Here is a 25,029-nt window from a genome sequence, read left to right on the forward strand (position 1 = left end):
ATTTTTTTATTATTTTCCTAGATTGTCACGCTTCCTACAATCGCTCGCAATGACGATGAAAATAATACTTACTACACATTAACCTTTTTATTAAGATACATTAATATAAACAAAGCAGGCAAGGCTAAAATTATAGTAAAGAGGAAAAAACCGTCCCAACCCATCATATTTACGAGTTTTCCAACATAAATAGTGACAGTATTGTTACATAAACTACTAGCACTACTAAGTAAAGCATATTGTGTTGCGGAATATTTTTTATTACATAAATTACCTATATATCCGACTAAAGCAGTAGCACCCATAGCGGCAGCAAAATTCTCTATAGTAATAGCAATTAATAAAGCTTCAAAAGAAGGAGGCTGATGATTAAGCCAAATAAATGCAAAATGCGTTAAGCTTTGGGCAATACTGGTAATAATCAAACCTTTAAAATTCCCCACCCTATACATTACAATACCACCGACAAAACCGCCGACTAAGGTTGCAATCAATCCATAAAGTTTCGCTATTATTGCTATTTCGCCTTTTGTATAACCAAGCTCTATATAAAAAGGTGAGGCAACCGCTCCAAGCATAGCATCACCTAATTTTAAAAATATTACCGCAAGTAAAATAGTTGCGGCAAATTCTCTTTTGAAAAAATCCTTGAAAGGATTAATTACTGTAGAAATCCATGAAGTAATAGAAATAATATTAATTTTTTCTCTTACTAATTCTTTTTCGTTTACGGTTATTATAAATATCGTTGCAATGCCAAATATTATAGCTATAACACAGAAAGTTAGTTGCCAATTATTTCCAGTTATTTCTGCAAGGTATAAAGCACCTGCCCCTGTAATAAGCATACCGATTCGATAACCGAATACGGCGGTTGCACTAGCTATGCTTTGTGTTTCTTGATCAAACTTATCTATACGCAACGCATCAACGGCAATATCAAACGTGCTAGATAAAAAGCCTAATAATATAGTCAAAAAATAGAAAGAAGTTAAAGAAACTTCAGGATTTTCCTTGCTCATAGCAATTAGTACTAAAGCCATTAAAGAGCTACATAATATAAGCCAGCTTTTGCGATGTCCCCACCTACTTAAAAAAGGTATTTTAAAATTGTCGACTAGAGGCGACCAAAATACTTTTAACGAATATGATAACCTTGCAACCGCAAAAGTAGTAATAACGGCGATATCTATACCGGATTCTTTTAACCATACCGCAAGAGTAGAAAAAATTATAACCAGCGGCATACCGCTAACTATTCCTAAAATAAATATTTCAAATAATCGATAGTCTTTAAAAATCTTGGTAATGCGCATTGTGATATTTCATTAAATCGTCATTGCGAGGAAGGGCATAGTCCCAACGTGACAATCTTGTCAAGCATCCTGAGATTGCTTAGTCAATTACTTACATAATTTCCTCGCAATAACGAAAATATTAGTGTTGCAATAATAATTAATAAAATTAAGAAATATAAGCTATTTACTTTATAAATCAACCATTTTCTCTTAACTCCTTATTATACAACCTATAATATTCATCTTTATTTTTAAGCAATTGTGTATGAGTTCCTTGTTCACAAATCTCACCGTTTTTCATGACGATAATATTATCAAGATCGGTAATACTGCTTAAACGATGCGTAATAATTAAAGTGGTTTTTCCTTGGCGTAATTTCTTTAACGATTCTAGAATTTTCTGTTCGGAAGCTTGGTCTAAGCTGCTTGTTGCTTCATCCCAAATTAAAATAGGAGCATCTTTTAAGAAAGCTCTAGCAATAGATAAACGCTGACGCTGACCGCCTGAAAGAGTTGTCCCCTGCCCCCCTATCTGCGTGTCATAACCGTTCGGCAGATGCATAATAAACTCATGAGCATCGGCATATTTTGCTGCTCTAATTATTTCTTCTCTTGTAGCGTTTTCCTGACCGTATGCTATATTTTCTGCAACGCTTGTATCAAATAAATGAGTATCTTGAGTAACTAAGGAAATCTGACCTCTAAGTGAAGTAAGCTTAATATCTTTAATATCATGATTATTAATTAAAATTCTTCCTTCATTTGGATCATAAAAACGCACTAATAAATTACTAAGCGAAGTCTTAGCACTACCTGAACGCCCGACAAACGCAATAATTTTATGAGACTCTAGCCTTAAATCTATATATTTTATAGCTATTTTACTCTCAAACCTTAAAGCTAGTTTTTCAAAAGTAATTTGTGGATTATATAAATCTACGTCTTTAGCATCTTCATGATCTTTAATAAGAGGCTCGGTATCCAAAATACTAAATACCCTCTTAGCTGCTGCTATTCCTTCTTGCAAATTAATATTTAACGATACCAAACTTTTAAACGGTCTATAAGCCGCTGCAAAAGAAGCCAAAAAAGCAAAAAGAGCCCCTGGCGTACTTTTCCCCTCCAGGACTAGATTACCTCCATACCATACCATCCCTCCAACTGCAAGACCGCTTAAACCCTCCATAATCGGTGAAACCATCGCATCTAACTTAGATGTTTTTTTGTAGAACTCTAAAATATTATTAATAATCAACGATGCTCTATTACTTTCTATTTTTTCGCCTACAAAAGATTTAATAATCTTAATTGACTGAAATGTTTCATCAAGCCGAGAGGTATAATGCCCAAGCTCTTCTTGTGACTGTGCAAATATTCTTCTTATCTTTCTACCCATCCTTTGCACCGGATAAACAGCTAAAGGAAAAACAAGAAAAACTACGCAAGATAATAGCGGTTCTAAATGAAACATTGTTGCTATTAAACATACTACAGTTAGGAAATGTTTAGCACATCCGACAAATAAGTTAGAAACAGCTCCACGCATCAAAGAAATATCATTAGTAAAACGAGATATTAAACGTCCTGAAGATTGGTTTTGAATAAAAGAAATATCGGCAAATAACAAATGCTCATACATTTTTATCTGTAAATCGTTTAGTACCCTCTGCCCAACAAATTTTATTAGATAATTCTGATAATACTCTGAAATTCCTTTTATAACAAAAGTTACAGTAAGCACTATAGGCATTATTATAAGCATTTTCTTATCATGCGTTAAAAAAACCTTATCAATAATAGGTCTAGCCGCATGTACGATCACTGCCGTACAAAGTGCTGCAATAACCATACAAAATATCGAAAAATATATTTTATTTGCGTAAGGTTTAACATGATCTTTTATCAGCCTTTTTATAACATCTACGGCTGTGTAGTTATCATTTAAATTATTGTTATTCATTCTCGTTAAAAATATTAAATTGATGATGTGATTGATTTGGTACAGACATTTTCAAATGCTCAAAAGCGGCAATCGTGATTACCCTACCTCTAGGAGTTCTTTGTAGTAAACCTATCTGTATAAGATAAGGCTCTATGGTTTCTTCAAGTGCGTCACGTTGTTCAGACAAGGCAGCTGCAATCGTTTCAATTCCGACAGGACCGCCGTTATAATTATCCGCTATGAATTTTAGATAACGATAATCATTGCTATCAAGTCCTATACGATCAACTTCCAAACGATTTAACCCAAAATCAGAGATTTCCTTATCTACTCTTGATTTACCGTCAACTGCTGCAAAATCTCTTATACGACGAAGCAATCTTAATGCAATTCTTGGCGTTCCTCTACTTCTTTTAGCTATTTCTTCAGAACCCGAATCAGTCAAATCAATATCAAGTAGTTTACTTGCTCTATTTAGAACTTTCTTCAATTCCTCAGTATTATAAAAATTTAGCCGCATAGGAATACCGAACCTATCACGCAAAGGATTACTAAGCAGCCCGAGGCGTGTGGTAGCACCGATTAAGGTAAATTTCGGCAAGGTTATTTTCACTGACCTTGCGGCAGATCCTTCACCGATAATTATATCAAGCTCAAAATCTTCCATAGCAGGATATAAAACCTCTTCAACCGCAGTATTTAAGCGGTGGATTTCATCAATAAATAATACATCGTTCTTTTCAAGATTGGTAAGAATAGCAGCAAGATCAGCTACCTTAAGTATAGCAGGACCGGAGGTGGATTTAAAATTACCGCCGATTTCGTTAGAGATAATTTTAGCAAGCGTAGTTTTACCAAGCCCGGGCGGACCGTAAAATAAAGTATGATCAAGATGCTCATTTCGAGATTTTGCAGCCTTAATAAATACCGAAAGATTTTCTTTAATCTGCTGTTGACCGACAAATTCTTGCAAATATGACGGCCTTATCGGCAATTCTTGATCATTTTCACTTTTTTCAGGTGATAATATATTAGTCATTATTTTAAATCGAATATTATGACTAATAATAGCTAAAAAATAGTTTTATGCTATAAATTATTTTAGACTTTTATATTAGCCCTCTTCACAGAAACTAGTTACCCCTTCTCTAAGTTTATCTACGGTTTCAAAAAATTTTTCTGTATCAGTGACGCCTAAGTTTTGTAATTCTTCTTTAAGGTAATTTTTATTTAATCCTTTATATAACTTGAAATAATGACCAAATATCTCATTTGATAATATTATATTAGGATTTTCATAATAATTTTTCAAAACTTCCGCTACATCTTTTAGAGTAAGGTTATTTTCATCAGTTATTTCTGTAATTTGTGCGTCCAATTCTTGTCTATCTTGAGATTTCATTCCTATCTTATAACCTAAAATATTACATCCAATTAAGCTTTTATTCTCTTTTATAGCATCCGATAAGGCTTTCTTTGATTCCTCGCTTACTTCTGTACTTAATGAAAAATTCAATCCGGCAAGTTTAGTATTTTTAACAAATGAGGATCAGGCAGGAACATTATTATTATCAAAAAATATCCCACTTATATCTAAATCGCTTATTTTTGTTTCGTTTATATCTTCGAGTAATTTTATTAAATTTTCTTGTGTTATAGGATTTGATGAAATATCAAGAGCTTCAATATTAGATTCTTTAAGAAATTTAATAAAATTATTTATTATTCCATTGTCTAATCTTATATTTGTATTTTGCACTTCTAAAGTTTTTATAGATTTCTTAAATAAATTATTTATTAATCTATCTAATCCCTTATCTCTTAAATAATTATGAGCTAGTTTAATATTTTCTATAGTTCTGTTTACTCTTAAGGTATCTAAAAGAACATCTATCTTATTAAGATTATTCAAAGCATTTATAAAACTAATGTCGGTAACTCGGCATAGCGGATCTTTAAAAAATTCAGCAAATAACTTTATTGATTTTAAACTCCACGAAAAACTATCAGTGCTTAAGTACTTTATAGTAGCATCTCCTTGTAAAGCATTAAATAACCCATTTAAAAGCATCTTCAGGGATTTTAGAGTATCCAACAGCTACAAATACCGGTGATTGTGGTACAAAATTAACCTCGGTAATACTTAAAGTAGCAGGGTCTTTCTCTAGCTCTTTTAATATTTCTTCAGCCTGTATTTTTCCTAAATATTCTATTAACTTGGACATATATTTTACCTATTAATTTTAGTAATTAAAATTAATATAAAATAACTGCCAATTTATCAACTAAAAATTAGAATTTCGATTTTTCAGGGCTGTTTTGATTAATTCATCAATAGAGATTTCAGGATTTTGGGTAATGATGCCTTGAACAGCGTTTTGAGCTTCAAATCTAGAAAATCCTAGATTTACTAGAGCTTTTATTACTTCATTACTTGCAACGGGTGTGATATTTTTAATATTTAAGCTTTCTTTAATAATAGCTGAACCGCTTGATATTTTCGCTACTTTACCTTTCAGCTCTAGCACTATACGTTCAGCAAGTTTAGCCCCTACTCCGGATATTGCTTTAAACATATTTTTATCTTCATTATTTACAGCAATTTGAATATCCGAAGACGTAAGGCTTGATAAGATAGATAAAGCCATTCTTGTACCTATACCATTTACTGATTGTAGCAAATTAAAAAAATTCTTCTCTTCTAGAGTCAAAAAACCGTAAAGATGAATATGTTCCTCTCTAACATGGGTTTCGATAAATAGTTTATAAAACTCCCCTTCAGCAAGTTTACCTAAAGTTTTACCTGAAGCATAGACTAAGTACCCTACCCCGTTTACGTCCATTATAACGTAATCATCGCCTTGGGAATCAACTTTACCGCTTAATTTACCGATCATATATTTACTTTTTCTTTTTACTATATATTAAAATTAGTGTCGGTAAAGCGGTAATAATTGCTGCTAAGATGTAATGAATAACAAGCGGTCTATCCATCATATGACACTGCCCATCATTAGGAATAGTTTGAGCCAAAACCATATAAGCAACTATTATCGTCACTACTATATATAGACCGGTAAAAAACAAATATTTTATAAAATTTTTCATGTTAATCTCTTTTTGAATCAGTAATATGATGTTATTCCTGCGAAAGCAGAAATCTAGGGGTAAAGCAAGATAAATCGAGCTTTTAAAAAGCTTTAAAGTACTGGATTCCCGCTTTCGCGGGAATGGCATCAGAGGTTTTTTCTTCTCTTAAGTTAACACTCATACACGAAAACGGGAATGACATTAAAAACTACACAAACTTATAATAAGTTTGATTCTTATCCCCTTTACTTATTAAAAGTTTATGCTCTAAACCATATAACAAATCTCTACTAGCCGTTGCCGTAGAAATATTTTTATGTACAGTAATATACTCTTTTCTAGAAAACCATTGATCTATTAAATTAACCTTAGCAAATTCCATTCTAGATGAAGGCGTATTTGCCTCATATGTAATATTATTACTATATAATCTTAATGCTACAACTATTTTATCAAGCATAAACTCGATAAATAAGGTCGATTCACCAAGCTTATCACACTTACTTAAAACACTATAATATTCACTTTGATTATTCCTTATTAAACTTTCAATGGAAATATACTCAAAAATTTTATTAGCTTGCATTAGTAATAATTGTTGCCATAATCTACCGATTCGTCCGTTACCGTCTGAAAAAGGATGGATGAATTCAAACTCATAATGAAATATACAAGCTTTAACTATTCCAGAAATTTGCTTATCTTGTGCTATAAACTCAAATAAATCCTGCATTAATAAAGATACACGCCTTGCCGTAGGGGCAAAATGTATAATCTCTGTGCCTTTAAATATAGCGGCATTACCTTTACGCCACTTTCCGTTATCTTCTACTAATCCTTGCATTAATATCTCATGTGCTTTTAATAATGATTCAATTTTGAAGGGATTAAATATAGTCAGATTATTGTATAGTTTTATAGCATTTTTTACTTCTACAATATCTTTTTCAGGTGCGAGTACACGCTTGCCGTTTATTATATCGGTTATCTGCTCTACGCTTAAACTATTTCCTTCAATTGCTAAAGAAGAATGGATGGTTTTAATTTGATTATTTTTTCTAAGTTTTATAGGTTGAGAGTAAAACTTGCTATCGGCTAAAATACCAAGCTCATAAGAAATATCTTGTGATAACTCCAAGATTTTATTAGTTATTTGAAAAGACGGTTTACTATTCATTATATGATAGTATCATATGATACTATCATTGTCTACGAAGAATATTTTTGCTATATCATTCCCATAGGGTATTAGCCTTATTGCATGACTCCAAAATCGTCATTGCGAACAGCCATAGACTGCGCGTGGCAATCTCATGAAATAATAACAAACTCCTGAGATTGCCTCATCAATTGCTATGCAATTTCCTCGTAATGACGTATATCTCTTTATTTTACAATACACTCATTATACTACCTACCTCAATATCTTCTATAACACCACTTTTACGATCTTTTAATTCAACAATATTATTTGCGGCTTTTTTAGGACCAATTATAATTTGATGAGGTGAACCTATAAGATCATGCGTTGCAAATTTACTGCCTGGACGTGCTTCGGTATCGTCATATAACACTTCTATATTTTTATCTGATAGCTCTTTATAAGCCATTTCCGCAAGCTCTACGCATTTACTATCATGAATATTTAAATTAATTAGAGAAACTTTGAAAGGAGCAACGCTAGAAGGCCATATGATACCTTTTTCATCGCAATTTGCTTCTATGATAGCCGCAACTAACCTTGAAATACCTATGCCATAAGAACTCATTTCTATAGGAGTTAGTTTACCATGCTCATCATTAATAAGTGCATTCATATTAACCGAATATTTTGAGCCTATATAAAAAATATGCCCGACTTCTATTCCTTTACTGCTGGTTATTTCTTGTTCAGATATAGGTAATTTATTTACTTCATGTTTTTCTTCAGCTGCCGCGTACCAACTTTTAATTTCCTCTACATCGATATCAGGATTCTCTTTTAATGTCTTAAATTTTTTATCGTAATAAATAGTACTTTCACCAGTTTCAGCGATTATATGAAACTCATGGCTTAAATTGCCACCGATCGGACCGTTATCGGCAATAACAGGGATAGCAAACACGCCTAAATCCCTGAAAGCATTGATATAAGCCTTATACATTTGATTATAGGTTTTAACGGCATTTTCTTCATTTATATCAAAAGAATAAGCATCTTTCATTAAAAACTCTCGTCCTCTCATAACACCAAAACGAGGTCTAATCTCATCACGAAATTTCCATTGGATATGATAAAGATTTTTCGGCAAATCCTTATGTGACTTAATATTATGACGAAAAATATCCGTAATCATATCTTCGTTAGTAGGACCGAATAGTAAAGTATTATCGTGGCGATCTTGAAATTTCAGCATTTCTTTACCGTAATTATCAAAACGTCCCGATTCCATCCATAAATGTGCCGGCTGAATGCAAGGCATTAGAACTTCCAAAGCTCCCGCTTTATTCATATTTAAGCGTACTATATTCTTGATATTCTTCAATACTTTTAAGCCAAGCGGAAGCCAAGTATAAATCCCTGCTGCTTGCTGCCTAATCATTCCGCTTCTAAGCATTAATTTATGCGAAGTTACTTGAGCTTCACTTGGCTCTTCCTTTAACACAGGTAAAAAATATTTTGATAATAACATATTTTATTTACTTTCTTGCTATATTTATAATCAGTAATTTTGTCATCCCATGGCTTGACCACGGGATCCAGTTTTTTTAAATTTTTTTCTGGATACCGCGATCAAGTCACGGTATGACAAAATTACTGGATTCCCGCTTCCGCAGAAATGACATTAACAACGTATCACCTTTTAGCAGTAAGGTTTAAAAACTCATGACGATATTTCTGCTGTTCGACAAATATACCCGTATAATGCATGGTATTCATAACGCTATTATCTTGCATTACGCCACGCATTGACATACAGCTATGTACGGCAGAAATCTTAACGGCAACGCCAAGCGGCTTTAAATTCTCCTGCACGCTTTCTGCTATCTGTACCGTCATTTTTTCTTGAATTTGTAGTCTTCTAGCAAAAATATTTACTATTCGTGCTAGCTTACTTATGCCGACAATACAATTATCAGGAACATAAGCTATATCTACTGTACCGTTAAAAGGTAATATATGATGTTCACAGAAAGAGGTAAATTTTATATTCAGTAAGATAAAATCTTGAAAATTACAAGTTTCATAAAACTTGGTATTTAATATTCCTGCTACATCCTTCCCATAACCGGAAAATATTTCTGCGTAGCTATTAATTACTCTATCAGGCGTTTTAAGCAGCCCTTCTCTGCTTGGATCTTCACCAATGAATTTTAGTAACGTTCTTACTGCCTCTTTAGCTTCTTCTCTAGTTGGTTTACTCATGTGCTAGTTTTATACTTTTAAAAAACATTACTTTAACACAAAAATATACAAACATCAAGCCGCCTACTATAGCAATAAACCCTCCTCCGCCCATCATGCCCATTAACAGCTTAGCTGACATCGGCATTACACTATTTGGGTCTTTCCGCATAACACCGTAACCACCGGCGAATGCTAGACCTAGTATGTGCAGAATCTGCCCGAATGTTAGGAGGTAAAATGTAAAATTAATAATATTGTCATTGCGAGAAGGCACGAAGTGCCGACGCGGCAATCTAGGGAGTTTTTGTATTACCTCATGAGATTGCCATGCTCTTTTTAGTCGTTCACAATGATGTTGATACCTCCCAATACCCAAATAACTACACCCCATACAAGCAATGCTAATCCCTACTATAGACCCGTGATAATGAGCAGGAATTGCTACATTTATACCTGTGATATTCATTGCTATAAACCCGCCAAGTAAGAATAAAGTAATAGAGCAAAGTAGGATGGTTTTGATTACTCTGTCATTTATTGTAACCGTGTCATCCTGCGGCTTGACCGTGAGATCTATAACATTATTCTGATATTTTGTTTGGATCTCGTGGTCAAGCCGCAGGATGACAAATACCCACACCAACTCAACCCCCATACCTATTAAACATAAAACAGGAGCAATACCGCCTAGATATTTCATATGATTTGTATAGAATACTTTGAAGGCTCCATCGATAATATCATAAAATATATGACCGAAAAGTGTAAGAACTCCGAAAATAAAATTTAAATAAAGTAAGAAAAGATAGAATGTTTGAAATTTCAATTCTCTAGCTATTAACTCTCTAAATAAACTAACCCAAATAAATATTAATATTTGAGTATATATAAATTGCAGTAAATGACCTCCGCTCCAAAAAAGTAATTCATAATAAAATTCTATCTCGATTGGAATAATTTGAATGATGTTTTGCAAGCCATTATAAGACCATCCAAAACAAACAAAACTTAAAATAAACATTATAATAGTCGATAATACGGTAAAATTAACTAGACTATTTAAGTTCGTCCAATCGAAGAAATATAAAATATTTATAGCGTACAATAGCAACGTAACACCAAATAAGCTTAACCCCAAAATAAATACGATATTTTCAAGCATCGGTATATAATTATTCATCACCGGATTATGCCCGGCTATTGGGGAGATGGCGATTAGAAGAGTAGCTAGAAAAGCAAGTTTGGGGTAAAGGCGAAACACGTCATTGCGAGCGAACGTAGAGAGCGTGGCAATCTCAGGAATTTTGTATTGTTTCATGAGATTGCCGCGTCGAGGCTTTGCCTCTCCTCGCAATGACGTTTTACCCCCCCAAACACTAGCCGTAACGGACAATAACCAAATCAATACCGATAAATTAACATGAATAATTAAAGCAGATTTGAAAATATGCGGATTTGGGAAAAAGCTTGATAATTGCGGGGTACGTAGTACCACCAAAATAATTGAATATAAACCCGCAAATCCCAAGGACAAAATACCAAGCTTAAGCCAAGAATTAGTTAAGCTATTATTTTGTAATTGATTGGTAGAATTCATAACTACAGGTAAATATTAAATATATACAAATAGCCCACGGTATTTAAATAAGCAATATTTTTTTATTTGCTTTAGAAGCTAACATACGATATTAATAAGTCAATCCAGAGTTAATAGTTAGATATGACTAACCACCTACGCATCGGTATCGGTATTTTAATCTTAAATAATAGGAATGAAATTTTATTAGGTAAACGTATTAGTTCCCATGGTGAGTCTAGTTATGCTCCTGTCGGTGGACATTTAGAATTTGGAGAAACATTTGAAGAATGTGCTATCCGTGAAGTTTTAGAAGAAACAAATCTGATCATTGAAAACCCACAATTGATAGCGGTGACTAACGATATTTTTGAAAAAGAACAAAAGCATTACGTCTTGATTTTCCTTAAAGCTCATTGTTTAAATGAGCATGAATTACAGAATCTTGAGCCTCATAAAGTAGAAAGCTGGTAGTGGTTTGCTCTTGATAATTTACTCTCTAACCTTTTGCTACCTCTAAAAAGACTCATTGAGAAAAAATGTTATTTATATAAAAAAAGTATTGATTAACTAAGTTTATCTAATTTTAAATATCCGGACGCGTATTTGTGTAAAACACTAGCAATAAGAGTTTGATAAAACATTCTTTCTTGTGCTGCAATTCTTTTTATATGATTTAAATCGTATAACGGCAATCTAATATTAATTCTTTCCGATTTTTTAAAAAAATTAGCTGCGGCAATTTTAGCTATATTTTTTTGGCTCTCTAGTTCTTTTTTAGTAACTCTAAAAGCTCATCTTGTTCAAAATAATCTAGTATTTCTTGTTCTTTTTCAGTAAATTTGTATTTTTGCATAATCTAAACCTTAGCTTGACAATATCATCCTAACTTAGCAATTTTAATAAATGATCACCTTGATTTATAATTATGATAATACAGATTTTATTGTTGTAACGGATTGAATGGTGGGTTTGAGAAGACTTGAACTTCCGACCTCACGCTTATCAGGCGTGTGCTCTAACCAGCTGAGCTACAAACCCACAGTGTAGAAGTATGGTGAGCTCGCCGGGATTCGAACCCGGGACCCTTTGATTAAAAGTCAAATGCTCTACCGACTGAGCTACGAGCTCTTAAATATATTGCATATATTCAAAAATTATGTTTTACTTTATCGCCGAAAAAGGCTAATCTGTCAACAATTATTTTTTAATTTAAATGTAGGAAGTTTATGCAGCATCAGGACGTGGCTATAATTATCCCCTCAAGGCTAAGTTCAACTAGGCTTAAACAAAAACCGCTGCAGCTTATCGGCTCTATAACTTTAATCGAGCGGGTATTCAAACAAGTAAATCAAGCGGGCCTTGAGCATACATATGTTGCGACCGACTCGGAAGAGATAGCAAGCATTATTACAAAAGTCGGAGGAAAAGTAATATTCACGGATAGTGCTATCCCAACCGGTACTGATCGTACTTATGAAGCTTTTAAATTAATTCCAAATAATCAAAACATTAATTACATAGTTAATGTACAGGGAGATATGCCTTTCATTGAACCTAGCTCTATTTTGAAAATTATAGAATATTTAAAAAACAGCGAATACGATATTGTTACACCGATAGTAAAAGTAGATAGGAAATCAGTGGAAGCTAGTAGTAATGTTACCGTAGCCGTTGACTCGGCGGGGACAGCATTGTATTTTTCGCGTAGTCTTATTCCAAACGGTGCAGAAGAATTTTTATATCATGTAGGCATGTATGGTTTTCGCAAAAACGCTTTAGAAAAATTTGTATCTCTTAAGCCAACTTTTTTAGAAAAAACAGAACGTTTAGAACAATTACGTGTCCTTGAAAACGGCATGACTATAGGTACATATTTAGTTGAGAATGTTCCTATTTCCGTAGATACGGAGGAAGACTTAAAAAAAGCAGTAAAATTTTACGAAAATATTAGTAAACTAGGTTTATAATAATGGTACATTTCATTTTTGTTACCGGCGGCGTTATTTCATCACTCGGTAAAGGTCTAACGGCAGCATCTCTTGCCATGCTATTGCAAGCGAAAGGTTTTAGAGTAAGTGTACGAAAACTAGACCCTTATCTTAACATTGACCCGGGAACTATGAATCCTCACGAACATGGTGAGGTATATGTAACCGATGACGGAGCAGAAACCGATCTAGATCTTGGACATTATGAACGTTTTACCGGAGTTTCCGCATGCAAATTTGATAGCATCACAACAGGTGCGATATACTCAAAATTACTTAAAGATGAACGTTTAGGAAATTACGCCGGCGTTACTGTTCAAGTCATCCCGCATGTTACAAATATAATAAAAGATTTTATACTTTCAAACACCAAGGGTTTTGATTTTATTATTTGTGAAATAGGCGGTACAGTCGGTGATATTGAAGGTCTACCGTTTTTTGAAGCTATAAGGCAAATTGGTAACAAATTAAAAAGCGAAAATTGTTTATTTATTCATTTAACATTATTACCTTATGTTAAAACCGCCCGTGAATTAAAAATAAAACCTACCCAACACTCAGTTAAAGCATTACGCGCTATAGGTATTTCACCTAATATACTAGTGTGTCGTGCAGAACGTAACATTTCAAAAGGCGAAATAGATAAAATAGCTTTATTGTGTAATATAGAATCTGAGTATGTTGTTCCGGCAATAGATCAAAAAAATATATATTTAGTACCGATTGCATATCATAATTCAGGTCTTGACAATAAAGTATTAAAATTTTTTAATATTAATGTCATGCCGTCTAAATTAGATAAATGGCATGATATAATTAATAGGCTAAAAGATTCTAATTCAAAAGTAAGAATCGCTATAATAGCTAAATATCATAAATTAAAAGATGCTTATAAATCAGTAATCGAGGCACTTGATCATGCAGGTATTTATTACAAATACAAAATTGATTTAGTATGGGTAAATGCTGAAAATCTAACTGAAGAGAATATTAATAAAAAATTATTAGATATAGATGGGATTTTAGTGCCAGGCGGATTTGGAGAACGGGCAACTAAAGGAAAAATTATAGCAATAAAATATGCCCGTACTAATAACATACCTTTTTTTGGAATATGTTTCGGTATGCAACTTGCGATGATCGAAATAGCTCAGAATTTAATCGGTATTAAAGATGCAGTAACGGAAGAATTTAAAGTAGACGGTACAAAAATTATTGAGAAAATAAATAAAAACTGTGAAGACTCAAAAATAACAATTGAAAATGTAAAAAAGACTATGAGGCTCGGCTCTTATCCTTGTAGTTTGGTCGCAAGTACCATTGCAGCTAATGCTTATAAAAGCCTTGAAATAAATGAGAGACATCGTCATAGATATAAATTTAATAATGAATTTCAAAATATTTTTGAAAAACACGGAATAGTATTTAGCGGTTTTTCAAAAGATGAAGAGATTGTAGAAATCATTGAACTACCGCTACTGCGTTGGTTCGTAGGAGTACAATTTCATCCGGAATTTAAATCTAAACCTTTTGAAGCTCACCCGTTATTTATTCAGTTTATTAAAGCAGCGATTGAGTATAACAAATGTAATTAACAACAATATATGAGACTATTTTAAAAAATCTTGACATAGTTTTTATTATAGTCTAGGGTGCATAAAAAATAATATAGCCGGACAGTTTCTGAAAAGCATTTGAGATCATTTCTGCATATGCGGGAATGACCTATAAAGCTCTAAGCCTTACAAAAATATAACATTTTTAAAAACTATCCGGTACTAAAAAAATAAGCTCAGTAAATCAATGAATAGCGTGGATTCTAATTTCACAATTTGGAATAAAGCCAGAAACAGTAAATTTAGGCATATAGTATGGCCGATTAGATCGTATGAATTAACCAAGTTCATCCCGATGGCTTTACTAATGTTTTTTATTCTACTTAATCAAAACTTAGTTCGTAGTATTAAAGATAGTTTTGTTGTCACCTTAATTAGCTCGGAAGTATTGAGTTTTATCAAACTTTGGGGCGAAATGCCGATGGGAATTTTATTTGTTATTTTTTATTCTAAACTCTGTAATGTTATAACAACAGAGCAAGTTTTTAGGATAATTACCGGTACTTTTTTATTTTTTTTCGCAATTTTTGGTTTTATTTTATTTCCGTACAGAGAGTTTTTTCATCCCGATCCCGAATTAATTAAGCACTATATCACTGTTCTTCCTCACTTAAAATGGTTTTTAATAATTTGGGGACAGTGGAGTTTGGTATTATTTTATATTATGGGAGAGTTATGGCCGGTTATAGTCTTTACTCTTTTATATTGGCAGCTTGCAAATAAAATTACTAAAGTCGAAGAAGCACCAAGATTTTACTCATTTTTTACTTTATTCGGACAAACTAATTTACTCATCTCAGGAACCGTAATTATTTATTTTGCTAAGAGTGAGCATGTCTTATTACCTTTATTTTCTCATCTAAACGATACAAATGAAATTCTTTTAAAATCATTTATTACGGTTATTTTAATATCCGGATTAATTTGTCTAGCTCTTCATAAACTTATTGATAAATCAGTCGTAGAAGCTGACAAAAATATTAAATTTAAAAACCAAAGAATGGATATATTAAAATTAAGCTTGGTTGAAAGTGCAAAAGTAATATTAACTTCTAGATATCTCGGTTTTATTTGTCTTCTTGTAATGTCTTATTCTATGAGTATTAGCCTAATAGAAGGATTATGGATGTCCAAAGTAAAGCAACTCTATCCCGCTACAAAGGATTTTATAGCCTATCACGGTAAAGTGTTTTTTTGGACGGGAGTACTCACGTTAGTTAGTGCGTTTTTAGGCAGTAGTTTAATTAGAATATGCGGCTGGTTTTGTGGCGCTATTATAACACCGATTATGATGTTTGGAGCAGGTGTTATGTTCTTTTCATTCACGGTTTTTGAAAATCACCTAGGAAATATCGTAAATACTCTCGGCTATAGTGCACCGCTTGTCGTTATAGTTTTTATCGGCGGACTTTGGCATGTACTTTCTAAATCCGTAAAATATTCACTTTTTGATGCTACTAAAGAAATGGTATATATTCCGCTCGATAGTGAAATGAAGACCAAAGGTAAAGCTGCAGTTGATGTTATGGGTACTAAAATCGGTAAATCAATAGGTACTATTATTCAATTCATATCCTTTAGTATTTTCCCGAACGCCGTACATAACGACATAGCCGGTTTATTGATGTTTAGTTTTATTATCGTATGTCTATTATGGCTATATGGCGTGAAAGTTTTATCGAAATATTATAATAAGATGATACAACCTTGATAAGGATATCCATTCCTGCGAAGGCTTGCTTGCGTTGATACCTAATCTTCATGAGCTACGTAGGCGTTGTTGCATGACTCAGGAAAGGCGTACGATGTCATTCCTAGCTCAGCATTGTTACGTGGACTGGTAAAATCCCCTGTGTCATCCCGTGGCTTGACCACGGGATCCATAAAAACAATAAAAAATACTAATAATTTTAGTATTTTTAACTGGATCCTGTGATCAAGTCGCGGGGATGACATCGGGAAAACTGATCCACGCAACAAGACCCGAAAGCGTGGATCTAGCACAATAACTTCAAACATCGATATAGAGAAGTTATTTATTAAAAAAATAAACCTAAAAAAACAAATTTTTTATAGGTTTTACTAGATTTCCGCCTACGCGGAATGACATAAAACGATCCATGCATACAATGCTGAGCAGGAATGACCAGTGCTTTTCAAAAATTGCTTGATGCTATGAATCAAACTATTGTATTTTGAACATCCTCTCCTATTAATCCTTGGATCAAGCAAATCAAAAGCCTCATCCAAGCACTTATATACTGCATTTTCTTGAGCTACTTCCGAATAATCTTCGATTAACCCTAGATTTTGACAAGTAATAACAAGTTGAGCTTTTAAACCATCACTCTATTGATTTTTAATATAATCTAATATTATTTTTAAAACAGCTTGGCTACTATCCTTTGCTTTTTCATATTTATTTTTTAAGCTCTGTAATCTGTCAACATATACTCTTAACGTCTCTACTTCTTTACTTTGATATATTAAGCCCTCTATTTTTTCAATTTGTTTTATTAACCGCTCTGCCTCTTCATGCGGTTCTTTACATTGTCTTACTAAATTTGCTTTTGTAAAATTAGTATTAGCATTGTTATGCATTAATAGTGAAAGAATAATTTTGTTTTCTACTGAGTTACGACCACAGTAATGAATACTTCACCCATCTGTTTATAGTCATTCACCATAGCACCATATTCAAGTAACATTTTGGCTTTTTTAAAATTACCTGTAACCTCTAAAGCAGTATCACCATTCTCATCTTGTATATTAAGATCAATACCTTTTTGCAGTAACTCTTTAAGGTCTGCTAAGTCAGTTACATAATGTAGGGTACTTTTGTTTTCTGGGCTATCTACCGTATCAAAACTAACATCTTTACTGTTTTACTATTAAGACTATTGTTAATACTAATGCGTAAATCATGAAACATTTCTGAAGCGGTTTTACATTCTTTTGCATTACTCCCCTTTCCTATACAAGATTTAAAAATATTTATTAACTTAGAAAGTTTAGGCATAATTATTTTTTTTAGTTATTTTATTAAAATTCCATGTTTCATGGTATTTTCGACTCGGCGTTATATTAATCTATTTTAATAAAGTCAATGTGAGTGGTTAATTTTTATGAATTAACCAATTAACAATATAATTTAAAAATTCTTTTTTCTTGAATCTATTTGTAATATAGTAATAGGCATATTTAATATTTGTAGAGGGAGTAATGAAACAAAATCCAAAAATCTCATTAATAGGTAGCGGTAACATAGGTGGTACGCTTGCTCACTTAATTAGCCTTAGAGAACTCGGCGATATCGTGTTATTTGATGTGACTGAAGGAGTACCGCAAGGAAAAGCATTGGATCTCATGCAAGCCGGTACAATAGCCGGGTCTGATATCAAAATAAAAGGCACAAACGACTATAAAGATATTGAAGGATCTGATGCCATAATTATTACTGCCGGTTTACCAAGAAAACCAGGGATGAGTAGAGACAATTTAATTAGCATTAACACCGGTATTATGAAAACGGTTGCAGCAAATGTTAAAAAATACGCTCCTGATGCCTTTGTAATAGTAATTACCAATCCACTTGATGTTATGGTATATGTCATGCTTAAAGAAAGCGGATTGCCTCACAATAAAGTAATCGGTATGGCAGGAGTACTTGACTCATCAAGATTTAATCTTTTTCTTGCTGAAGAGTTTAAAGTATCGGTTAGCAATGTTAATAGCACGGTTCTCGGCGGTCACGGCGATGCTATGGTACCTCTTGCAAGATATTCTACAATATCAGGCGTACCGATACCTGACTTGATAAAAATGGGCTTATCAAGTAATGAAAATATTGCAAAAATAATCGATCGTACTAGAAACGGCGGCGGTGAGATTGTTGCATTACTTAAAACAGGTTCTGCTTATTATGCTCCCGCAGCCTCAGCAATAGAAATGCTTGAGTCATATTTAAAAGATAAACGTCAGATTCTAACTTGTGCCGCTCATTTACAAGGTGAGTACGGCGTACATGATTTATATGTCGGAGTGCCTGTTATGATCGGTAAAGAAGGTGTTCTAAAAGTAATAGAACTACAGTTAACCGCAGAGGAAAAAGCACTATTTGATAAATCAGTCGAGGGAGTGAAAAAACTCATTGAGACGATAAAATAAATGATAAAATCATATTATTGAAGCACAAATGCAACAAGATTTAAAATATTGAATTAATACTAATTATTAGTATTGTTAATTGAACATAAATGGTATTACATTTTGGTTTATTTTTACGAATAGAGGGAAATTATGAAACATAAGAATGAATTAGACCGGCTAATAAGAAATCTTTATTTAATAAAAAATACTAATTTAAATAATATTTTAGAAACAGATAAACTAGCTATAACACGTACAACTAATTTTATAGAAGCTCTAATAAACAAAATAGACCCTAGAACGCCGGAACCGTATGTTTCTCAGCAACAAGCTAACTTCAAAGTAGCAAATGATAAAAATATACAGGATGCTAGTAAAGAAATTTATTTAAAAAATCTACCTATTAGTATTGGTAAAGTTGAAGGCTTTAAGGAAGACGGAAAAGGTAGAAAAACAAAGGCTCAACTTGATATCCTAATATCCCCTTCAGATTTTTCAGCATTATTAAGACTAAGTAATTCATTACCGATCACTAATGAGAAAGAACTAGAAATAAAGGGCAATATTAATCTATTGCAATTGATGGAAGAAGTTGTTCAGAAAATAGGGAAAAAGAGCTTAAATATACAGCAAGATAAAAAAGTACTTACCTCACAAAAAAACGAACAAGCTATAACACACGGTCAACAAAAAGTAGAGCCTAGCCTTAAAGAAGAAATAATCAAGTTAAGGGAAGCAGTTCAAGAAACAATCAAAAATCCAACTAATAATGAAGAATTTAATAAGACATCAAAAGAAATTTTAGGTTTGATTAATAATATCAATTCTCATCAACCATCTAGATTACAGGCAGCTAGAAATAAAATCCTGAGTAGCGGAGAAAGCCCTAATACTAAAAATACAAAAATAGAGGGATTTTTTCTTGAACAACATGAATGGGATAAATTTCAAGAATTAAAAGAGAGATTACAAAAAACAAAAGAGCCCAGAGAAAAATTAGATGAAATGAAAAATTTTTATGATGTGATTAATTCATTAGATAAAAATATCATTCTAGGAGTAATGCAAGAGAAACAAAAAGTGCAACAAGCTTCCAATCAAAAAGCACAGGAGATTATAAGAAGTAAATTTTTATACCTTGATAATGCCGGGGATTTTTCAGATGGTTTACAAAATTTATTTGAGAAGTTAAAAAATAAAGAAGAGACAGGGGAAAAAGAACTTATAGAAGCTTCTAAAAATATACTCAGCAAAAGTATATCAGTAAATAAAAATTACTATAAGCTAACTGATCCTCGTGAGGAGCGTAGAAGCGATAATATCGCTTTAGAGCGGGGATGATACTGGAATGCTAACTACTGATACTGATTTAGAGTGGGATGACACCGGAATGCTGCCTCCTGCCCAAAATAGTGCCGTTTCAGATAAATTAAAAGAAGCAGTAGATTTATTATATATCTGAGCTACAAAATGAAAAGCTATCTAAAGATACATACCCGAAACAAGTTGAGGCAATAACTCATCCAATGCAGGAAGCAATAATGGCTCCTCCTGCTCTTTCCTGGAATACTCATCCTATATTCGATGATACAATAAAGTTCTTAAAGAGGTTTAAAGAAGAGATCGATAAATTTCCACAAGATTATACTAAAGCCTCTACCATACCTCTATATTGAAGTAATGTTAATAGAAATTTAGGAAGAAGTGAATTTTTAGCAAGTATGGTATCGACTTCTCAACAAGATGAGAGAATTAATGATATATTAGATAAACTTCAAAAAATTTCTACTAATTGTAGTAAGATAAGTAATAATGATGATAAATTTAATAAAGAGATTAAAGAATCTTTTGTAGAAATTAATACCACATTAAAAAATATAATAGAATATATAAGGACCCGAAATAGAATATTTAAATTCCAATATAGAAAAAGTTCAAAAGAATTTATCTAATTTAGAATCTTTGACTTATGAATTATCTAAAAATACATCTCCGAAACATATTAAGCAATCAACCCAAGATCAACCTAAAATATCTACAGGAGCAGTTACCGGTATAAAAGATAGAATAGCAAAATTTGAAGCGGACTCTGACAGCAAAATCAAAAAATACTGGACAGAAGAAAAGAAACAGACTGTAGAAAAACAACATGAAAATACTCAATCTGACTATATAACTCCTCAGAAAAATTTTGAGTTTGAAAATCGAGGTAAAGAAATTAAAGAGAATAGCACCAAAAATTTAATCAACAAATTTGAAAAAGGCTTTGATAGTAAAATAACAAGATACTGGACATCACCGGCGGAATGGGATAAATGGGAGGAAGAAAAACAGCAAGGTACAGGAAAAGAGAATAAACTAATAAGACCTCGTACAAAATTTGCAATAGAACATTCTAAACATACTCAATCTAAAGAACCCATATATCATCCAACTCCTGAAAAATTGAATATTAACGAAATAACTCACGATTTAAAGCTAAAAGGCAATACAAAAAACTTAAAAGACACATTTGAAAACTTAGCAAAAGAAGCGAAGCAAATTGGGACACAAGCATAGCAAAGCTCCAAATCTTCAAGTAGTCCTAGCATAAAACCTACAGGTTGCAGTAAAGGCGGAAGAAATATCTAAGGCAATTGATGTTATTCTTGTTTTTGGGTCTTGTTGCATGGCTCGTTTATGTCATTCCCGCGGAGGCGGGACTCCAGTAAAACACATAAAAAACTTGTTTTTTATGTGTTTATTTTGTCTTTTGAAGTTATTTTTCTAGATCCCCGCTTTCGCGGGGATGACATTGAGTAGGTTTTTCAAGCCATGCAACAAGGCTTTACTTTTGTGAGGATGACATCCTACGTAAAACCAACACTGTACTCATTAATATTATAAGCAAAAATATGAAAAAGCTTAAAGTTAGAGATAGTGACTTAAAATTTTGCCATAACAACATACTAAAGAAAGGAGTAGTTGAGGATAGAATAATACCTCCAAAAGAATGTGATAGACTATAAAGCCTCATTTTAACATTAGTCTTAAATAAGGATTGAACAATAATTTGTAGCGGTACTGCATAAAATGCTGCAAGTCCTATTAATATAACGGGACAGAGAATATTAAATATTTGTTTGTATAACATTATTTGCATTCCTAAAGCAACAATAATGCTGGCAAATAAAGCCCATGTAATCTGTCTTAAAGGGTTTATTTTATCGGCAAACAGTCCTGCAAAAACAGCTGATATTCCATAGGTAGTAGTAAGAGCTATATTCATAAATCTTATTTCAGGATGATTTATAAAAGCTATTTTTGTTAAAAAAACTCCTAAGAAAATTACTAAAAAGTGATACACTCCTCCAATAGCACCGTTTATTAGTAATGCTATTATAACGGATAGTTTATTATTCCATATAATTTGCCGCAAGGTACTTTTTGATGACGTTCTTAAAAATTTGCTACTTTCTTTAAAAAAATTTCTCATCAAAATAGCAAATAAACCAAATATTGCACCAATAAAGAAATTAAAACGCCATAAATATTGGATATCGGAATTACTAGCGTAATAATAAGTTATAGCCGCAAGTAATGCACCTATTTGACTACAGCATGAAACTATTCCTATATTTAAATTTTTCCGATTATCTCCTGTTTTTTCAGCTACATAAACCTTTATTCCGTCAACTTCTCCGGCAAGACTTGCTAAAAAAACCATGCGACATAATGTTAGTATTACCGTAGCAAAAATACCTATTATCTCAAAGGAAGGAGTAATAGCAATTAATCCGGTAGAAATGCTACTCATGCACATTGATATCTTGATAGATTTAGTACGCCCGTATTTATCTCCGATAAATCCAAAAATTAAGGACCCTAAAGGTCGTACTATAACGGCTGCACTAAGAATAGCAAAAAAACCGAGTAGTTGTTTATCCTGCTCTATATTAGGCAAGAAATTTTGTGCAAGAATACTAGCCGATAAACCGAATAGAGCATAATCATAATAACGGATAATCGTTGTAAAAAATGCAACTAAAAAAGCTGAATTAGACATATAATATTTTCTTTTTGTGGCAACATCATATGATACCAACTATTTAGGCTGTGTGAAAGAAAATTAATTTAATCTATTTTTACTCTTTGTGTCTACAAATTATAAGATTTTTTTGAAATAGGAACAACTACAGCATAATTTCAATATAGAAATCTTTTATATTTATTTTACTATTGTAGTTTTAATTATAATATTTTATATTTAGTATATATTCAATTTTTAACCGTTTTAAAAATATGCACTTAGAGTATAAAGTTACTATATCTGAAAATGGCAGAATAAATATTCCTGCAAAAATTCGTGATCAATTACATCTTGCCTCAGGAGATCAGTTAATGCTAATACTTGATAAAGAATTAACATTGATTCCTCTAAAAAATAAAATTAAAGAATTTCAAGCATTAGTAAAATCTAGAAATAAAGATAACATATCATTAGCTGACTCTTTAATTGAATCAAGAAGAAAGGAATTTAATAATGAATAAATATATTTTAGATTCATCTACTTTACTTGCATTATTTAACTCAGAAACTGGTAGTGATAAGGTCGAAGAATTATTACCATTATCTATTATGTCTACAGTAAATATAGCAGAAGTAGTAGCTGAACTAGATAAAAAATTGAACATATCTTTTATTCAAAGTAAAGAAATGATCTCAACTTCAATAAATAAAATTGTAGCCTTAGATTTTGATCAAGCTATAGAAATTGGACGCTTAAAGAAAGAAACAGAACAATTTGGCTTATCTCTTGGTGACAGAGCTTGCATTAGCCTAGGATTAATTACAGGCTATCCTATATATACTGCAGATAAAATTTGGGCTAAACTGCAATTAAATTGTAAAATCGTTCTAATTCGCTAGGCTCTATGAAGAGTTCTAATTGATTTGCTATTTTGAGGTATTTTTTAGCGAAAATTAATAAGATTTTTGAAAGAATAGCTACTTCTATTTCAAAGAAACCTTATAATTTGCAGCAAAAAATAACCAAAATTAAATCTTCTTAGAGACTAACAGCTCATTTTATGATAAAACTTGAGAAAAGAGCCATTATAATACTATAATAATTACCTTCTTCTGCCTGAGTTTTGCTTTCCTATTTTTTCTCTTCGTGCTTTCATAGCTTTTGCTAGTTCTTCTTTGTGCTTATCTCCTCCTTGAGGCATTTGTTTACCAATATCCTTTGCCTCTTTTTTTATAGTTTTTGGAATTGATATAGGTGGTGGCGGAGGCGATGTGGGAATAGGAATACTGCTTCCAGGCATTGGAGGCGGCATCGGTATAGTACCGCTAGGCATAGTTGGAGTATTTTTTGAAGATTGATTAACAGCTTCTGCTTGCTGCTGCTTTATCTTCTCTTCTTTCATACGTTTTATAGCTGCTAATGCTCCTTGTTGCTGTAAATCTGCAGCTGTCGGCTCTCTTTTTGTAGAAGTTAAGTGTTTATTTTTATAATCAAACTTTTTTTCTCTATCGGAAGCACTCTTAGTAGTATTATGTTCTTTTTCTATAGCCTTAAATTGATTATTAATAGCTTCTAATTCTGCAGCGATTTTCCATCTTTCTTCTCTAGTAATATTAGAATTAGCTTTTTTTTCTTCAAGCCCCTTTTTCCTCTCTTCTAGTTCTTTCTGTTTTTGCTTTAATTCTTCTATACGTTTTGCATGATTATCTATTTTTTCTTCTGTACTCTTTGTTTGCTGCCCGAAAGAATCCTTTACTTGTCTGCTTTGAACTTTTTTCTTTAACTCTTCATCAAAAGAAAACGGTTTATTTCGTACAGGCTTTCCTAAATCAGAATGTATTAGATCTTCAGAATTTTCTCTAGAAGCTAACGGTTTTTTACTGGTATCAGGTATTTGAGGATCATGTTTTCGTAAATCTTTTGTAATTTCTTGTATATTTTTATGAAATTCTGTAATCGACGCCACTTT

General features: G+C 32.4%; 26 protein-coding genes, 2 tRNA genes and 3 pseudogenes. 12 read left to right on the forward strand and 19 right to left on the reverse strand.

Features of this window, described 5'->3' with window-relative positions:
* Positions 1-71: 71 nt before the first annotated feature.
* The 12 genes from O6R16_RS03165 to O6R16_RS03220 form a co-directional block, all read right to left on the reverse strand.
* The gene (locus tag O6R16_RS03165) at positions 72-1,316 is read right to left on the reverse strand and encodes an AmpG family muropeptide MFS transporter (protein ID WP_499679981.1); all 1,245 of its coding nucleotides are present in this window, start codon (positions 1,314-1,316) and stop codon (positions 72-74) included.
* Between the two features lie 178 nt (positions 1,317-1,494).
* Positions 1,495-3,258, reverse strand: coding sequence for an ABC transporter ATP-binding protein (locus O6R16_RS03170; protein WP_499679982.1), 1,764 nt, complete (start codon positions 3,256-3,258; stop codon positions 1,495-1,497).
* A complete protein-coding gene (gene ruvB, locus O6R16_RS03175) occupies positions 3,251-4,279 on the reverse strand; it encodes a Holliday junction branch migration DNA helicase RuvB (protein ID WP_499679983.1) in 1,029 nt (342 codons plus the stop codon). Before ruvB ends, O6R16_RS03170 begins: the two co-directional genes overlap by 8 nt.
* Before the next feature lie 75 nt (positions 4,280-4,354).
* The gene (locus O6R16_RS03180; protein ID WP_499680080.1) at positions 4,355-4,642 is read right to left on the reverse strand and encodes a hypothetical protein; all 288 of its coding nucleotides are present in this window, start codon (positions 4,640-4,642) and stop codon (positions 4,355-4,357) included.
* A 147-nt stretch (positions 4,643-4,789) separates the two neighbouring features.
* A complete protein-coding gene (locus O6R16_RS03185) occupies positions 4,790-5,311 on the reverse strand; it encodes a hypothetical protein (protein WP_499679984.1) in 522 nt (173 codons plus the stop codon).
* Positions 5,289-5,465 carry a hypothetical protein gene (locus O6R16_RS03190; RefSeq protein ID WP_499679985.1) on the reverse strand — a complete coding sequence of 59 codons (177 nt, stop codon included), beginning with the start codon at positions 5,463-5,465 and terminating at the stop codon, positions 5,289-5,291. Before O6R16_RS03190 ends, O6R16_RS03185 begins: the two co-directional genes overlap by 23 nt.
* A 60-nt stretch (positions 5,466-5,525) precedes the next feature.
* The gene (gene ruvA / locus O6R16_RS03195) at positions 5,526-6,137 is read right to left on the reverse strand and encodes a Holliday junction branch migration protein RuvA (protein ID WP_499679986.1); all 612 of its coding nucleotides are present in this window, start codon (positions 6,135-6,137) and stop codon (positions 5,526-5,528) included.
* A gap of 4 nt (positions 6,138-6,141) precedes the next feature.
* Entirely contained in the window at positions 6,142-6,348 is a 207-nt protein-coding gene (locus O6R16_RS03200) for a hypothetical protein (protein WP_014408529.1), read from the reverse strand.
* A gap of 190 nt (positions 6,349-6,538) precedes the next feature.
* Complete coding sequence (locus O6R16_RS03205; protein WP_499679987.1) at positions 6,539-7,507, reverse strand: Fic family protein; 969 nt, start codon at positions 7,505-7,507, stop codon at positions 6,539-6,541.
* Between the two features lie 214 nt (positions 7,508-7,721).
* Positions 7,722-9,002 (reverse strand): proline--tRNA ligase, encoded by a 1,281-nt coding sequence (proS, locus tag O6R16_RS03210; protein WP_499679988.1) that lies wholly within the window; start codon positions 9,000-9,002, stop codon positions 7,722-7,724.
* A 164-nt stretch (positions 9,003-9,166) separates the two neighbouring features.
* On the reverse strand, positions 9,167-9,736 hold the full coding sequence (folE, locus tag O6R16_RS03215) for a GTP cyclohydrolase I FolE (RefSeq protein ID WP_499679989.1): 570 nt from the start codon (positions 9,734-9,736) through the stop codon (positions 9,167-9,169).
* On the reverse strand, positions 9,729-11,315 hold the full coding sequence (locus O6R16_RS03220; RefSeq protein ID WP_499679990.1) for a hypothetical protein: 1,587 nt from the start codon (positions 11,313-11,315) through the stop codon (positions 9,729-9,731). Before O6R16_RS03220 ends, folE begins: the two co-directional genes overlap by 8 nt.
* Before the next feature lie 123 nt (positions 11,316-11,438).
* Here O6R16_RS03220 and O6R16_RS03225 point away from each other — a divergent pair, with 123 nt between their 5' ends.
* The gene (locus O6R16_RS03225; RefSeq protein WP_499679991.1) at positions 11,439-11,768 is read left to right on the forward strand and encodes a nucleotide triphosphate diphosphatase NUDT15; all 330 of its coding nucleotides are present in this window, start codon (positions 11,439-11,441) and stop codon (positions 11,766-11,768) included.
* 92 nt (positions 11,769-11,860) lie between these two features.
* Here O6R16_RS03225 and O6R16_RS03230 read toward each other — a convergent pair whose 3' ends face one another.
* From O6R16_RS03230 to O6R16_RS03240, 3 genes are all read right to left on the reverse strand, one after another.
* Positions 11,861-11,989 (reverse strand): hypothetical protein, encoded by a 129-nt coding sequence (locus O6R16_RS03230; protein ID WP_499679992.1) that lies wholly within the window; start codon positions 11,987-11,989, stop codon positions 11,861-11,863.
* A gap of 269 nt (positions 11,990-12,258) precedes the next feature.
* Positions 12,259-12,335 (reverse strand) — tRNA-Ile (locus tag O6R16_RS03235).
* Between the two features lie 14 nt (positions 12,336-12,349).
* Positions 12,350-12,425 (reverse strand) — tRNA-Lys (locus O6R16_RS03240).
* 98 nt (positions 12,426-12,523) lie between these two features.
* On the opposite strand from O6R16_RS03240, the gene O6R16_RS03245 reads away from it, so the two are divergent.
* From O6R16_RS03245 to tlc2, 3 genes are all read left to right on the forward strand, one after another.
* Entirely contained in the window at positions 12,524-13,264 is a 741-nt protein-coding gene (locus O6R16_RS03245; RefSeq protein WP_499679993.1) for a 3-deoxy-manno-octulosonate cytidylyltransferase, read from the forward strand.
* A 2-nt stretch (positions 13,265-13,266) separates the two neighbouring features.
* Positions 13,267-14,880 carry a CTP synthase gene (gene pyrG / locus O6R16_RS03250; protein ID WP_499679994.1) on the forward strand — a complete coding sequence of 538 codons (1,614 nt, stop codon included), beginning with the start codon at positions 13,267-13,269 and terminating at the stop codon, positions 14,878-14,880.
* A 208-nt stretch (positions 14,881-15,088) separates the two neighbouring features.
* Positions 15,089-16,612 carry a nucleotide exchange transporter Tlc2 gene (gene tlc2, locus O6R16_RS03255; RefSeq protein WP_499679995.1) on the forward strand — a complete coding sequence of 508 codons (1,524 nt, stop codon included), beginning with the start codon at positions 15,089-15,091 and terminating at the stop codon, positions 16,610-16,612.
* A gap of 638 nt (positions 16,613-17,250) precedes the next feature.
* Here tlc2 and O6R16_RS03260 read toward each other — a convergent pair.
* Together O6R16_RS03260 and O6R16_RS03265 are read right to left on the reverse strand one after the other, a co-directional pair.
* Positions 17,251-17,502 (reverse strand): ankyrin, encoded by a 252-nt coding sequence (locus tag O6R16_RS03260; protein ID WP_499679996.1) that lies wholly within the window; start codon positions 17,500-17,502, stop codon positions 17,251-17,253.
* Between the two features lie 253 nt (positions 17,503-17,755).
* A complete protein-coding gene (locus O6R16_RS03265; protein WP_499679997.1) occupies positions 17,756-17,920 on the reverse strand; it encodes an ankryin in 165 nt (54 codons plus the stop codon).
* Positions 17,921-18,123: 203 nt separating this feature from the next.
* On the opposite strand from O6R16_RS03265, the gene mdh reads away from it, so the two are divergent.
* From mdh to O6R16_RS03295, 6 genes and pseudogenes are all read left to right on the forward strand, one after another.
* A complete protein-coding gene (mdh, locus tag O6R16_RS03270) occupies positions 18,124-19,068 on the forward strand; it encodes a malate dehydrogenase (protein ID WP_499679998.1) in 945 nt (314 codons plus the stop codon).
* Positions 19,069-19,200: 132 nt separating this feature from the next.
* Positions 19,201-20,391, forward strand: a complete 1,191-nt coding sequence (locus O6R16_RS03275) for a hypothetical protein (protein ID WP_499679999.1) — start codon at positions 19,201-19,203, stop codon at positions 20,389-20,391.
* 185 nt (positions 20,392-20,576) lie between these two features.
* Positions 20,577-20,726 carry a hypothetical protein gene (locus O6R16_RS03280; RefSeq protein ID WP_499680000.1) on the forward strand — a complete coding sequence of 50 codons (150 nt, stop codon included), beginning with the start codon at positions 20,577-20,579 and terminating at the stop codon, positions 20,724-20,726.
* Between the two features lie 45 nt (positions 20,727-20,771).
* Positions 20,772-20,985: pseudogene (locus O6R16_RS03285) on the forward strand (hypothetical protein); the annotation flags it as partial.
* A 27-nt stretch (positions 20,986-21,012) separates the two neighbouring features.
* A pseudogene (locus O6R16_RS03290) lies at positions 21,013-21,354 on the forward strand (hypothetical protein); the annotation flags it as partial.
* A gap of 141 nt (positions 21,355-21,495) precedes the next feature.
* A pseudogene (locus O6R16_RS03295) lies at positions 21,496-21,681 on the forward strand (hypothetical protein).
* Between the two features lie 196 nt (positions 21,682-21,877).
* Here O6R16_RS03295 and O6R16_RS03300 read toward each other — a convergent pair.
* A complete protein-coding gene (locus tag O6R16_RS03300; protein WP_499680001.1) occupies positions 21,878-23,095 on the reverse strand; it encodes an MFS transporter in 1,218 nt (405 codons plus the stop codon).
* 236 nt (positions 23,096-23,331) lie between these two features.
* Here O6R16_RS03300 and O6R16_RS03305 point away from each other — a divergent pair, with 236 nt between their 5' ends.
* Both O6R16_RS03305 and O6R16_RS03310 read left to right on the forward strand, forming a co-directional pair.
* Positions 23,332-23,580, forward strand: coding sequence for an AbrB/MazE/SpoVT family DNA-binding domain-containing protein (locus O6R16_RS03305; RefSeq protein ID WP_499680002.1), 249 nt, complete (start codon positions 23,332-23,334; stop codon positions 23,578-23,580).
* Complete coding sequence (locus tag O6R16_RS03310; protein WP_499680081.1) at positions 23,573-23,959, forward strand: type II toxin-antitoxin system VapC family toxin; 387 nt, start codon at positions 23,573-23,575, stop codon at positions 23,957-23,959. The genes O6R16_RS03305 and O6R16_RS03310 overlap by 8 nt, the downstream gene beginning before the upstream one ends.
* A 203-nt stretch (positions 23,960-24,162) precedes the next feature.
* On the opposite strand, the gene O6R16_RS03315 is transcribed toward O6R16_RS03310, so the two are convergent.
* Positions 24,163-25,026: a hypothetical protein gene (locus O6R16_RS03315; RefSeq protein ID WP_499680003.1), complete on the reverse strand. Its 864-nt coding sequence runs from the start codon at positions 25,024-25,026 to the stop codon at positions 24,163-24,165.
* Between the last annotated feature and the right edge of the window lie 3 nt (positions 25,027-25,029).

Origin of the sequence: Candidatus Rickettsia tasmaniensis (assembly GCF_036857515.1) — a bacterium.
GTDB lineage: Bacteria > Pseudomonadota > Alphaproteobacteria > Rickettsiales > Rickettsiaceae > Rickettsia > Rickettsia rickettsii.

Coding starts and splice junctions, on each gene's coding strand:
- O6R16_RS03165 (WP_499679981.1), bottom strand. CDS start 1,316: ATGCGCATTACCAAGATTTTTAAAGACTATCGATTATTTGAAATATTT.
- O6R16_RS03170 (WP_499679982.1), bottom strand. CDS start 3,258: ATGAATAACAATAATTTAAATGATAACTACACAGCCGTAGATGTTATA.
- ruvB (WP_499679983.1), bottom strand. CDS start 4,279: ATGACTAATATATTATCACCTGAAAAAAGTGAAAATGATCAAGAATTG.
- O6R16_RS03180 (WP_499680080.1), bottom strand. CDS start 4,642: ATGAAATCTCAAGATAGACAAGAATTGGACGCACAAATTACAGAAATA.
- O6R16_RS03185 (WP_499679984.1), bottom strand. CDS start 5,311: ATGCTTTTAAATGGGTTATTTAATGCTTTACAAGGAGATGCTACTATA.
- O6R16_RS03190 (WP_499679985.1), bottom strand. CDS start 5,465: ATGTCCAAGTTAATAGAATATTTAGGAAAAATACAGGCTGAAGAAATA.
- ruvA (WP_499679986.1), bottom strand. CDS start 6,137: ATGATCGGTAAATTAAGCGGTAAAGTTGATTCCCAAGGCGATGATTAC.
- O6R16_RS03200 (WP_014408529.1), bottom strand. CDS start 6,348: ATGAAAAATTTTATAAAATATTTGTTTTTTACCGGTCTATATATAGTA.
- O6R16_RS03205 (WP_499679987.1), bottom strand. CDS start 7,507: ATGAATAGTAAACCGTCTTTTCAAATAACTAATAAAATCTTGGAGTTA.
- proS (WP_499679988.1), bottom strand. CDS start 9,002: ATGTTATTATCAAAATATTTTTTACCTGTGTTAAAGGAAGAGCCAAGT.
- folE (WP_499679989.1), bottom strand. CDS start 9,736: ATGAGTAAACCAACTAGAGAAGAAGCTAAAGAGGCAGTAAGAACGTTA.
- O6R16_RS03220 (WP_499679990.1), bottom strand. CDS start 11,315: ATGAATTCTACCAATCAATTACAAAATAATAGCTTAACTAATTCTTGG.
- O6R16_RS03225 (WP_499679991.1), top strand. CDS start 11,439: ATGACTAACCACCTACGCATCGGTATCGGTATTTTAATCTTAAATAAT.
- O6R16_RS03245 (WP_499679993.1), top strand. CDS start 12,524: ATGCAGCATCAGGACGTGGCTATAATTATCCCCTCAAGGCTAAGTTCA.
- pyrG (WP_499679994.1), top strand. CDS start 13,267: ATGGTACATTTCATTTTTGTTACCGGCGGCGTTATTTCATCACTCGGT.
- tlc2 (WP_499679995.1), top strand. CDS start 15,089: ATGAATAGCGTGGATTCTAATTTCACAATTTGGAATAAAGCCAGAAAC.
- O6R16_RS03260 (WP_499679996.1), bottom strand. CDS start 17,502: ATGCATAACAATGCTAATACTAATTTTACAAAAGCAAATTTAGTAAGA.
- O6R16_RS03265 (WP_499679997.1), bottom strand. CDS start 17,920: ATGCCTAAACTTTCTAAGTTAATAAATATTTTTAAATCTTGTATAGGA.
- mdh (WP_499679998.1), top strand. CDS start 18,124: ATGAAACAAAATCCAAAAATCTCATTAATAGGTAGCGGTAACATAGGT.
- O6R16_RS03275 (WP_499679999.1), top strand. CDS start 19,201: ATGAAACATAAGAATGAATTAGACCGGCTAATAAGAAATCTTTATTTA.
- O6R16_RS03280 (WP_499680000.1), top strand. CDS start 20,577: ATGCAGGAAGCAATAATGGCTCCTCCTGCTCTTTCCTGGAATACTCAT.
- O6R16_RS03300 (WP_499680001.1), bottom strand. CDS start 23,095: ATGTCTAATTCAGCTTTTTTAGTTGCATTTTTTACAACGATTATCCGT.
- O6R16_RS03305 (WP_499680002.1), top strand. CDS start 23,332: ATGCACTTAGAGTATAAAGTTACTATATCTGAAAATGGCAGAATAAAT.
- O6R16_RS03310 (WP_499680081.1), top strand. CDS start 23,573: ATGAATAAATATATTTTAGATTCATCTACTTTACTTGCATTATTTAAC.